Source organism: Aeromonas molluscorum 848 (assembly GCF_000388115.1).
Taxonomy (GTDB): domain Bacteria; phylum Pseudomonadota; class Gammaproteobacteria; order Enterobacterales; family Aeromonadaceae; genus Aeromonas; species Aeromonas molluscorum.
Window position 1 is genome coordinate 1 of the sequence record NZ_AQGQ01000139.1, and the last position, 10,550, is coordinate 10,550.

Consider the following 10,550-nt stretch of genomic DNA (forward strand, 5'->3'; position numbering starts at 1 on the left):
GTGCTCAACCAGGGCCTGCAGAACATCGCCTTCGGTCTGGTGCGCGGGGTGCGCCTCAACGTCAACATCCGCGAGGCCCATACCCGCCTTCTCACCGCGCTGGCGGATCAGACCGCCATGCACAACGATCTGTTCGCCGACAAGGAGCTCAGCTTCTCCGAGGCCATGGCCAAGCTGTTCCAGCGCCTCAACCCGCAAACCGAGCAGGGGGATCGCAACTATCAGGTGATGGGCGATGTCTTGCTCGATTATCGCAACTACCTGGAGCTCGAAATCGAGGTACAGCGCGGGGCCGATGGCTGGCTGCGGGCCGAGAGCGGCGCCCTCTCCACCGGCGAGGCAATCGGTACCGGTCAGGCCATCCTCTTGATGGTGCTGATCAGCTGGGAGGAGGAGTCCCGCCGCCTGCGCGGCAAGGATATCGCCCCTTGCCGTCTGTTGTTCCTGGACGAAGCGGCGCGCCTGGATGGCAAATCCATCGCCACCCTGTTCGAGCTGTGCGAGCGCCAGGACATGCAGCTGCTTATTGCGGCGCCGGAGAACATCAGCCCCGAGAAGGGCACTACCTACAAGCTCATCCGCAAGGTACAGGGCAAGCACGAACACGTGCACGTGGTGGGGCTGCGCGGCTTCGGCTTCGCCGATGACAAGCTCATCGCCTGACAGGGGCTGACGGAGCAATCACTAAAACGGGGGGCTTGGGCCTCCCGTTTTATATGGGAAGTATGCGAAAGTGGGCGGCCTGTAGGGTGAGCCGGATTGGCTATGACGAGTTGGCCGTGTATCGAATCGAGGAAGTCATAATGACGTTGAATGTGCAAAAAGGGCTGCTGGCCTCCCTGTGTCTGCTGCTCGCGGCCTGCAGCAGCCAGCCAGATCCAGGCAAGGGCGGCAACTGGCGCGGTTACACCCAAACCGGGCTGGCCTCTTTCTATAGCGATCGCTATCACAACAAGAAAACCGCCAGTGGTGAACCCTATAAAAACAGCGCCAAAACGGCGGCTCACATGGCCCTGCCTTTTGGCTCCATGGTGAAGGTAACCAATATTGCCAATGGCAAGAGCGTGGTGGTGCGGGTCAATGACAGAGGCAACTTCCCGAGAGGGCGGGTAATCGATCTCTCCAAAGCGGCGTTCAGCGCCATCGGCAATACCCGTGCCGGCCTCATCAAGGTCAATATCGAGGTGTTGTAGGGGGCAAAGTTGCGCATTGGCACGCGGGCCAGTGTGGTTCACCGCCTTGTCGGCCGAGGCAAGACATGCTCATTTGAGAGCAGATGGCGCCTTTTGCACACTGACCTATTCCCATGGCGGGTGGCCTGCTGTGGGAAGATTTGCAGTTCCGTTTTCGCCAGCAGCTTGCCCGCCACCCGGCATCGGTTCGCTGCAAACGCTCGCAGCCCTGATTCATGGGATCATCACTCCAACCCCTATCCTCAAGGAACATATGAAGATGGACAGCAAAGCCTTTCTCGTCATCACTGTGCACAGTAGCGAATACCCTGACCCCATCACCTTCAGCAAAGGGACCCCGCTCACCGTTGGTGAAAAGTATGTTGGGGAAGAGGATTGGCATGACTGGTTCTTCTGCCATTGCACGGGGCAGCAAGGTGGCTGGGTGCCCGCGCAGATCATCGAGTGGATGGGTGAGGGCGAGGCTCGCGCCCGGGAGGACTACACGGCCAGGGAACTGAACGTGCAAGTGGGTGACCAACTGCGCGGTACGCGGGCGCTCAACGGCTGGATCTGGTGTGAGAAGGCTGGTGGCAGCGCCTCTGGCTGGGTGCCGCTGGCCAATCTCAGGGAGATATAGACGAGCTCATGGGGTGGCGGCGGATCTTCGCGATTGCCCCGAGATTTGTTCTCTATGGTGAACAATCTGTCCATATTGTCTGTCTATACGCATCAATGATTCGCTCTTACACTGCCTCTCAGGTTGAAGAGGGAGCCCTTAGTCCGGTGACAAGCCGTTGTGAGGGGGTCTTCTTTGCCATTGTTCCCCTTGATAACGGAGTGTGATGATGAAGAGAGAAGCGGACAAACTGGTATCTATCGCCGTGCTGACGGCGAAGGCGGGAATGCGGGAGCGCCTGCGCCATGAGTTGCTTACACTGGTCGAGCCCACGCGGCAAGAGCCCGGTAATCTGGATTATGTGTTGTTTGAACTGCGTGACGAGCCGGGCACTTTCTATATGCGTGAGGCCTTTGTCAGCCAGGCGGCCCTCGATGCCCATTGTGCGACCGACTATTTTCAGGCCTTTGCCAATCAGGCCGATGAGTTGTTGGCAGAGCCGCTGCGGCTGATTTTCATGGAAGAGGTGGTTCAATAGTCAATGGTGTTGGGTCGAAAGCTGGCCCAACAATCACCATGTTCCATAGAGAGTCATGACTGCGAGACGTGTACATATACTGCCCTCAGCCAGCTGAATGGCAGCTTTTTGCTGCCATCGTCTAGTGGCAAAGCTTGGCGACTGATTGCCCCTTTATTGCGCCAGCAGGGAGCCCTGCCACAACCTCCTCCTCATATCAAAAATGCTAAGATGGCCAAACAACAATTATATCCGGGTCTATTAATGTCGTGGCCACGATTGATGACACATAAAAGTCATAAGCAGCAAGCTGCTGCCGTTACTCAAAGGGGGGCTGAAAGAATGTAAATATATGTCTATTCAATGTGCTTTTATACAGCGTGACTTGCGTGATACAAATATCAATATCCAGCTTATGGTCACCAAACAAGTGAATATTTATCTGCCAGCACCGTATCATTCGATGTCTTTTCAGTGAAAGTGATTGACGTGAGTCTTGATAATACTGGTTGTCGTGGGTTTCTCATGAGTGAACAACCGTTGTCGTGATCGAATTTAGATATAGAGCGGCTCTGGATGTCGAGTCACTTTAATCACTAAACAAACATTGGATGGGTACCATTAGATTACGGGTGTTACAACCAATGGCCGTGATCTTGTCACTGTTGTCAGGTAGCATGAAGGCATTCATCGTCATGGCGATGTGTTCATTGATTTTCTCTCAGTACTGATGCGTCAAGTGGCGTCAAGACAAGTCAGAATAAAATATGGGCATAGCATAACTTTATGATGATTGATAAGAATTGGGGAATAGATGAAAGACGCTAAACGGCATGTAACCACGCTCTTTAATATGTCATGCAAGACTGCACTTGTGCGATTGGGAGTATTGGGGGGCCTGTTGCTGGGACAGGTAGCGGGAGCGGCCTCTGTCTATGCTGACGAGGGGCTGCCTGCTGAATATCGCCCCTCTGTGTACGCTTTCATCGATGCGGCCAAGACTAAGGACCATCAAGCCATTGCCAGACAGATATCCTATCCGCTCAAACGAGAATATCCCCTTGCCGCAATCAACAATCAGCAGGAGATGCTGACGCGTTTTGACGAGGTATTTGATGACGCACTGCTGGGCACCATAGCGCAATCCGGTGTCGAACAAGATTGGCAGAGCGTGGGGTGGCGCGGCATCATGCTGGGCAATGGTGAGGTGTGGATGGATTATGATGGCAAGATCATTGGCGTCAATTATCAAACCCCTCTGGAAGCCAGACTAAAAGCCAGTCTCATTGCCAAGCAAAAATCCGCTCTGCATCCGAGCTTGCGGGAATATGAGCGTCCCGAGCTGATGTGGCAGACTGATAAATTCATGATTCGTATCGATGATATGGGGAATGGCCAATATCGTTACGCCTCCTGGAACAAGGGTAAATCGCTCAATGAAAAGCCGGATCTGGTATTGAAACAGGGCAGGTTGCTATTTGACGGCAGCGGTGGCAATCACTCATTTCAATTTAAAAGTGGCCCCTACCAATATCACTGTGAGGTGATTGTCATGGGGGAGAACGATAGCCCGCCGGGAGCCCTGGTGGTCTATAAAAATGGCATTGAGATATTGCGACAGCCGGTTCTTGCGGCGCAGTAATGGTATCAAGGCCTATCTGGCCGCAGGATAGTCAACTTGCAGGTAGACAAAATGAGCGGCCAGCTGGCGCTCATTTTTTATGTCTGTCCGGCGGGGCCTGACTCAGGCTTGATCCTGAGGCGCGCGCACCCCTTTATCGAGATAAAGACTGCTGTAGTGGGTGCGATGGGTGACAAACATCACCTGATGACGGCTGCCATCGGAGAGAATGATGAAATCGCCCGCCTGGGCAGGACTTTGCAAGCTGATCTCCTGTTCAACGCTCGTCAACTTGTCTATCTGCTCTTTGAAGGTGAGAGTGTAAGAATACATAAGGTGCTCCACTGCTGGACCATATACAGACACAGATCACAAGGCTAGTTGCCCATGCCCGGATCCGCGGCGCCCAAGCGGCGCCAGTGTGGCATTAATTTAACCGGCAAGCCGGGATTGTTATCTAATGCATGGGGTCATCGCCCGAATTTTCAAGGATTAGCCCTGGGTTATCTCATGGTGCAGGTGCCGCGATTATCTACAGCAAGACAAGGCGTGGTCATGGCGCAATGTGCGCCTGAGTTGACGCGCATAGCACCCTTTGCCGATGGTGGTGTTTATGAAGGCTCGGCCACCGCGGTTTTTGCCGGGTATCTGCGTGAGATCCAGGGGCCCCACGGGGGCGGAATTGACCCTATTTAGGGGGAATACATGGGCATGAGATTGCGCCTGCATGCCGAGCACCCGGCGGAACCCGGCAGTGCGATCCGGCTATCCGGCAAGGCGTTGTTGATGTGAGTCAACAGTCGTCAATCAAGACCAGAGGAAGATAAAAGTGGCTTTTTTCGAGCGCATTGAGATACGTGCATTGAGTGAGCGCCTGCTGGCGTTGGCAGCTGGGCAAGGGATCTTGCTCACCAGCCATGTAGGTCGAGAGCTCGATGAGATGCTCAAGAGTATTGGTGGTGTGCAACCCATGGGGCTAGGGGCTCGGCGTCAGTTGACTGCGCGGGGGCGTGAATTTTTGATAAAGAAGCTTGCTGAAACAGAAGGTGAGCAACGTTGGTCGGGTGAAGCGCTACTGGCAGAGTTAGCGGGGCATTTACCCACCAGTATTAACAGTGCAACCCTGAGTGGGATCTGGTTGAAGGATTGTAAAGCCACCTTATCGCCCAGCCAGTTGGCGCGGGCTGAGGCACTGGGAGTTCGGGTGTTTAGTGATGAAGTTATTCGGCTTCGCAGCGATGTATCACTGTCTCTGTTGTGGAAAGATGGCCGCCGTTATTGTGCAGATGAAAGCCTGAACGTGTTGGGTGAGATTGTCTTACCAGAGCGTGCTTTGACCAAGTTGCAAAGTATTGAGTGGCAGGATCAGCAAATTGTCACGGTGGGGAACAAAGGTGCCTTTGTGGATTACCCTCTGCAACAGGGTGAACTGCTGCTCTATGTGCCGGGTCGCAATACGGTTCTGGCCAAGCAAGTGCTACCTTTATTGCCTGCTGCAATTTCCTGGGCTCACTTTGGCGATCTGGATCAGCGTGGTTTGGATATTGCCGCTGGGCTGGCTGCCGCCGTGGAAAGGCCTTTAGCACTTTGGTTGCCAGAAAATCTTATTGAATATGCGCATCACTATGCTCGCCCCTTGCTCCGCCATTTAGAGGGGCAAAAAAGTCGCAGAGGGAAGATCCCTTGGCGGCTAGCTAGCGTCCAGTCAAACAGCGTATTTACTGAAAGCTTGGCTCAGTTAATAACCAATAAAATGTGGTTGGAACAGGAAGTTCTGATATCGGCCAGGCGTTGGAAGTCATGGCCTATTTCTGAAACCCAGATTTAACAGTGCAATAAAAGATCGGCCTTTCATGGCATCAATTCCTCAAAGGTCCAGTCATGGAAAAAGCGCCAGAGTGACCAATATTTTGGGGAGCACCAAGTGACATCTTTTTCGGTGGTGGAAGTGAACCTTAAGGCCGACCACTCAACACAATGGCGCTGCCGAGTGTCATAAAGAGTCCACCGGTAAGGCGGGTAAAGAGTCGTTGACTGCAAACCGGGTTGAAGTAGCTACCGGCGCGCCTGGCCAAGGCGACATAGCTCAGATGCACCAGGCTGACGATGGCGCAAATGGTCAGGTACATGACAAAAAACTGAAGCGGCAGTGGGCTCTGGTGGTCGAGAAACTGGGGCAACAAGGCGCAGAGAAAAATAATGGTCTTGGGGTTACTGGCCGAAACCAGAAAGGCTTGCCGCCACAGGGCGACACTGGACCTGGATTTGGCTGGCGAATCGGTCAGAGTCACTCCCTGGTTCGCCGACTTGGTCGCTCGCAGCGCCTTGCCGCCGAGGTAGATGAGGTAGCCGCCGCCAGCCAACTTGAGGGCGAGGAACAGGGGCGGCAGTGTCTGCAACAGTGCGCCTATACCCATGGCGACCAGCAAGATGAAAATGGCCTGACAGACAAGATTTGCGCTTATGGTGAGCAGCGCTGCCCGCCAACCGAGTTGCAGGCCATGCTTGATGACCAGCAAGACATTGGGGCCCGGGGTCAGAGTTGCCAGCAGATAAGCCAGCAGGAACAACGTCCATGTGTGCAGGTTCATACATATCCCTTGTAAAAAGAACTCATCATGCGGTGTGCCAAGGGAGCCGTCCAGCAAGATATTCCACTGCTCGACCAAGCCCTGCAGCAGGGGTTGCGAGTGCTTGTCTGTGCAAAACTTTCGGGTGGCACGCGGTGTCGGGGAAGGGGCCGATCTTGCCTGGAGATAAGGTTGTTAATCTCATCTTCTGAATATAAAAAACCGCCCTCAGGCGGTTTTCTTCATCATGGCGGCCCTTATTTCAGGGCTTTCTTCAACTTCTTGATCTTGCCTTCGTGCTTGGCGATCTTGGCCTGACGAGCTTCAATTTTCTTCTTGATGTCTTTCTTGGATGCCTTAGCCATTTTCTATTCTTCCTTAATGTGAGTACCGAGTACTCAGGGTGGTCTCTCCATCGACGACTGACTGATGGTAAGGGTTACTTATCGTCTTGCTGTGAGCGAATATATTGCCGAATGAAGCGGCGGATCTCTCGGGAGGCCGAGCTGTCTTGCTGCTCACACAGGTCGATAAATTGATCCCGCTCCTCACCTGAGAGGCGGATGATTAGTTGGGCGTCCTTCTTGGGCTTGCTGGCCCGCTTGCGTGGCACCTGTTCCATCTGGTTTCTCGCGTATCGCCAATGTATATACACTGTAGTGCATTTTTACAGCAAAGCAAGTGAAAATAGCATCATATGGTAGCCATACGCTGACTAGTCAGCCATTGCAAGGGGGCTTGCCATGGGCAGGACTGGGCTGCTGGGCAGAGCGACAAGGCAAAAAATAGAGCTGGGTGGCAGAGTCAATACGAGGGGAGCCATCGTCTGTGCCATGGCAAACTCAGCGAGCGGCCGGGGCTGCCGGTCAGATAAAAAGGCGGGCTGTTATTGCCGATAGCAACACGGACAGATATTCATTTAACACGCCTGTCTCATTGCCGAGTTTATTATTCCCTCCGTATTCTGTTTCGCTCCCTATAAAGCAAGCTGGATGGCTAACATAAAATATAAATGGATGCCTGAACCTGGGCTTAACCGATTAAATATCTGTTATCACTGCGACAATGTTTATTTTCTATCACGGTCTGTGATGAGTTATTTAGCATCACTTGGTTGATCTCGCTGCACGGTAATATCGGCGAAAAAGGTATACTGGCCAAGTATTTTTAAAGCATATAAGTTGTCAGCCATGTCTATTTCTGCCGAATTGTCCCCCTTGCAAGCCATGATCCGCGCCCTCAAAGCGGGTCGTTTCGATGTCAGGTATCCGACCACGGAGGATGAGGGGCTGACTCCCCTTATCGAGGAGCTCAACGAGCTGGCAGTTACTCTCGACAGGCGCTTTCGCGAACTGCACCGGCTGCAGGAGATCACGGCGGAGGTCAACAAGGGGCTTTTCATCGAAGATACCCTCACCCTCATCTATGACACCTTTGCTGAGTTCATCCCCTATGATCGCATCGGTTGTGCCCTGCTCTGTGACGAGGGTGCGCGGGTACGCTCCTTCTGGTCAAAGAGCCGGATCAGTCTGTCGATGCGCCTCAAGGACGGCTATCGCGCCACCTTGGCAGGGAGCAGCCTGGAGCAAGTTCTGGCGACAGGGGAGCCGAGGATCATCAACGATCTCGAGGCTTACCTGGCCAAGCACCCCAACTCCCTCTCGACCCGACTAGTGCTGCAGGAGGGGGTGCGATCCAGCCTGACCTGTCCGTTGCAGGTTGAAGGCAAGGGGATAGGTTTTCTCTTCTTCTCCAGCGCCAGCAAACACACCTACCAGAAACTCCACCAGGAGGTGTTCGTCTACCTGGCTCGTATCGTCTCCTCCATCATCGAGAAGGCGCAGCTCTACCGGCAGGTACATGAACTCAATGTGCAACTCGAAGATGCCCTGGCCCGGCTCAGGGAGCAGTCTTGCCGGGATGCCTTGACCGGGACCCTCAATCGTGGCGCCATCATGGCGCTCTTCGAGCAGCAGATGCAGCTGGCAGGTCGCAACAAGGCGCCACTCTGCCTGCTGATGCTGGATCTGGATCACTTCAAGCAGATCAATGACAGCCATGGCCACCCCGCCGGAGATAAGGTGTTGCAGCAGTTGGTACAGGTGTTGAGCGGGCAGCTGCGCGACAGCGACCGACTGGGGCGTTATGGCGGGGAGGAGTTCATGTTGATCCTGGCGCAAACGGAGCTTGAGCAAGGGGTCAAGGTCGCGGAGCGGCTGCGACGGGCCGTGGCGGCAATGGATCTGCGTTGCTCAGACAGTCTGGTGCCGCTGTCCATCAGTATCGGGGTGAGTGGCGTGACGCCCGGCAGCACCATCCCTTGTGCGGCGCTGCTGGAGCAGGCCGATCAGGCGCTCTATCACGCCAAACGGACGGGGCGCAATCGAGTTTGTCTTCATGGGGAAGGGGAGAAAGAGAGCTAGGGACGCTAGCAGAAGGCAGGTCATCCCCTCAACAAACAAGCGCCCCGCAGGGCGCTTGTTTGGTTTGGCTGAGGTGTCAGGCTTTCTTCAGGTAGGCCGCAACCAGCACTATCTGCACACCGTTGACCTTGCCTTCGATATGCAGCGGATTGTTGGTCAGGCGTATGCCTTTGACCAGGGTGCCGCGTTTGGCGGTAAAGCCACCCCCTTTGACCTCAAGATCCTTGATCAGGGTGACGGCATCACCCTCTTGCAGCACGGCGCCGTTGGAGTCTATGGTCGCAACGCTATCGTCATCTTCTGCGCTGACGCCAGCTTCGGCCCAGCTCTTGGTCTCCTCTTCCATGTACATCATGTCGAGCAGATCCTGAGCCCAGACTTCGCCCTGGCCAGTTAGATACTTGAGCTGGCGCCATGCCAGTACCTGCACCGCAGGGACCTGGCTCCACATGCTGTCGCCCAGGCAGCGCCAATGGTTGACGACTGTGGTGTCAGGCTGTTCCAGCTGGCCAAGGCAAGTCGCACACAGGGCGGCACTGTGATCATCATTTTGTGCAGGAGAGTGGGGAACCTGATAGGCAGTCAGGGCCTGTTCGGCACTGCACAGTTCACACTTGGCGCCAGCGCGCGCCTGCAAGATGGCATTGATGGTCATATCAAGGAGTCCCGGATGATGATAGGCCCGCTGGGCCTGATAGGTGATTCGAGGCGCACCTTGGGCGGGCGCCATAACAGGGGCCGCAATATAGCACAAAGCCCCTCTATTTGTCAGGGAAAAGCGGCAGGGCCATGCCGCCACCCAAACCCTATATGGGGGGAGGAGATTGCAATTGGCGGTCAAGCTGGATAGGGGCGATATTAATGGTTATTTGTACGCCATGATGGCGGCTTACCTGCTGGGTGCTTGCCATGGGTGTTGCGGAAATTATATCCAGCGAAGAGGGATGCTTCTTGGTAGGGTCATGGTGCGTCATCTTTTGACGGTTATTCCCACTCTCTTTATATGGCATTGGAATTAGTATTTGTTCATTTGTTGTTGTCATCAAAATAGTCTCCCTTGGGATTTTGAAACGACAAAAAATACCTATTCATCTGTTTATATTGAATTTTTATGGTGGTGATTAATGATGAGCCAGGAACTCATCGCCCGGTGATGCGCTGATGTCTGCGGGCTCTCTCGTGGTATTCCCCAGCAATATTTCTTCCGTTGTTGATTTATTGAACGTTATTTCAGTCTGCCATCGTCAGTGCTGTCACTTACGCGCAACAAATTCCTGTAATTGTTAACCAGCTCGCGGCATGAAGGGAGCCAAACTGGCACATTAGCGCGGTATTTGGCCCAGCCAATGCAGATGAAATAAGGTGCTGCCCGCCTGGCGGGTAATTAACGAACTTACCAATAAAAAGGAATACTGGCTTATGTCTGGACGACATTCACTGATAGCAGCGGCCGTTGGTCTGGCCCTGTCAGGGCAAACCCATGCCCAATTACTCATCACCGAGTATCTGGAAGGATACCGGCAACAACAAGGCGGTCGAGCTGAGCAACCGTGGGTAGCACGGCGCTGAACCTCGCCGACTACCGCCTTGCCCTCTATGCCAATGGGCGTACCCTGGCCCAGGCCCGA

General features: G+C 54.2%; 11 protein-coding genes and 1 pseudogene. 8 read left to right on the plus strand and 4 right to left on the minus strand.

Translation table 11 applies throughout. The features are described from left to right. From G113_RS15735 to G113_RS15755, 5 genes are all read left to right on the plus strand, one after another. Window positions 1-663 (plus strand): SbcC/MukB-like Walker B domain-containing protein (locus G113_RS15735; RefSeq protein WP_269077645.1); only part of this gene is annotated, 663 nt, incomplete at its 5' end. Between the two features lie 140 nt (window positions 664-803). Continuing rightward, window positions 804-1,193: a septal ring lytic transglycosylase RlpA family protein gene (locus G113_RS15740; protein ID WP_005906701.1), complete on the plus strand. Its 390-nt coding sequence runs from the start codon at window positions 804-806 to the stop codon at window positions 1,191-1,193. A 259-nt stretch (window positions 1,194-1,452) separates the two neighbouring features. After that, window positions 1,453-1,812: an SH3 domain-containing protein gene (locus tag G113_RS15745; protein WP_040319308.1), complete on the plus strand. Its 360-nt coding sequence runs from the start codon at window positions 1,453-1,455 to the stop codon at window positions 1,810-1,812. A 208-nt stretch (window positions 1,813-2,020) separates the two neighbouring features. Continuing rightward, a complete protein-coding gene (locus G113_RS15750; protein WP_005906705.1) occupies window positions 2,021-2,329 on the plus strand; it encodes a putative quinol monooxygenase in 309 nt (102 codons plus the stop codon). Between the two features lie 832 nt (window positions 2,330-3,161). Next, the gene (locus tag G113_RS15755) at window positions 3,162-3,950 is read left to right on the plus strand and encodes a hypothetical protein (protein ID WP_407919107.1); all 789 of its coding nucleotides are present in this window, start codon (window positions 3,162-3,164) and stop codon (window positions 3,948-3,950) included. A gap of 102 nt (window positions 3,951-4,052) precedes the next feature. Here the strand turns inward: G113_RS15755 and G113_RS15760 are convergent, their stop codons facing one another. Further along, the gene (locus tag G113_RS15760; protein ID WP_005906707.1) at window positions 4,053-4,262 is read right to left on the minus strand and encodes a hypothetical protein; all 210 of its coding nucleotides are present in this window, start codon (window positions 4,260-4,262) and stop codon (window positions 4,053-4,055) included. Between the two features lie 496 nt (window positions 4,263-4,758). Here G113_RS15760 and G113_RS15765 point away from each other — a divergent pair, with 496 nt between their 5' ends. Next, entirely contained in the window at window positions 4,759-5,757 is a 999-nt protein-coding gene (locus G113_RS15765; protein ID WP_005906710.1) for a Wadjet anti-phage system protein JetD domain-containing protein, read from the plus strand. Window positions 5,758-5,884: 127 nt separating this feature from the next. Here the strand turns inward: G113_RS15765 and G113_RS15770 are convergent, their stop codons facing one another. Both G113_RS15770 and G113_RS15775 read right to left on the minus strand, forming a co-directional pair. After that, window positions 5,885-6,520, minus strand: a complete 636-nt coding sequence (locus tag G113_RS15770) for a LysE family translocator (RefSeq protein ID WP_005906711.1) — start codon at window positions 6,518-6,520, stop codon at window positions 5,885-5,887. Window positions 6,521-6,938: 418 nt separating this feature from the next. Next, window positions 6,939-7,121: a hypothetical protein gene (locus G113_RS15775; RefSeq protein WP_005906713.1), complete on the minus strand. Its 183-nt coding sequence runs from the start codon at window positions 7,119-7,121 to the stop codon at window positions 6,939-6,941. 568 nt (window positions 7,122-7,689) lie between these two features. Between G113_RS15775 and G113_RS15780 the strand changes: the two genes are divergently transcribed. Further along, window positions 7,690-8,922: a sensor domain-containing diguanylate cyclase gene (locus tag G113_RS15780; protein ID WP_005906715.1), complete on the plus strand. Its 1,233-nt coding sequence runs from the start codon at window positions 7,690-7,692 to the stop codon at window positions 8,920-8,922. 76 nt (window positions 8,923-8,998) lie between these two features. On the opposite strand, the gene G113_RS15785 is transcribed toward G113_RS15780, so the two are convergent. Next, a complete protein-coding gene (locus G113_RS15785; protein WP_040319309.1) occupies window positions 8,999-9,577 on the minus strand; it encodes a PhnA domain-containing protein in 579 nt (192 codons plus the stop codon). A 764-nt stretch (window positions 9,578-10,341) separates the two neighbouring features. Between G113_RS15785 and G113_RS20700 the strand changes: the two are divergent. Continuing rightward, a pseudogene (locus G113_RS20700) lies at window positions 10,342-10,550 on the plus strand (hypothetical protein); the annotation flags it as partial.

Coding starts and splice junctions, on each gene's coding strand:
- G113_RS15740 (WP_005906701.1), top strand. CDS start 804: ATGACGTTGAATGTGCAAAAAGGGCTGCTGGCCTCCCTGTGTCTGCTG.
- G113_RS15745 (WP_040319308.1), top strand. CDS start 1,453: ATGGACAGCAAAGCCTTTCTCGTCATCACTGTGCACAGTAGCGAATAC.
- G113_RS15750 (WP_005906705.1), top strand. CDS start 2,021: ATGAAGAGAGAAGCGGACAAACTGGTATCTATCGCCGTGCTGACGGCG.
- G113_RS15755 (WP_407919107.1), top strand. CDS start 3,162: ATGTCATGCAAGACTGCACTTGTGCGATTGGGAGTATTGGGGGGCCTG.
- G113_RS15760 (WP_005906707.1), bottom strand. CDS start 4,262: ATGTATTCTTACACTCTCACCTTCAAAGAGCAGATAGACAAGTTGACG.
- G113_RS15770 (WP_005906711.1), bottom strand. CDS start 6,520: ATGAACCTGCACACATGGACGTTGTTCCTGCTGGCTTATCTGCTGGCA.
- G113_RS15775 (WP_005906713.1), bottom strand. CDS start 7,121: ATGGAACAGGTGCCACGCAAGCGGGCCAGCAAGCCCAAGAAGGACGCC.
- G113_RS15780 (WP_005906715.1), top strand. CDS start 7,690: ATGTCTATTTCTGCCGAATTGTCCCCCTTGCAAGCCATGATCCGCGCC.
- G113_RS15785 (WP_040319309.1), bottom strand. CDS start 9,577: ATGACCATCAATGCCATCTTGCAGGCGCGCGCTGGCGCCAAGTGTGAA.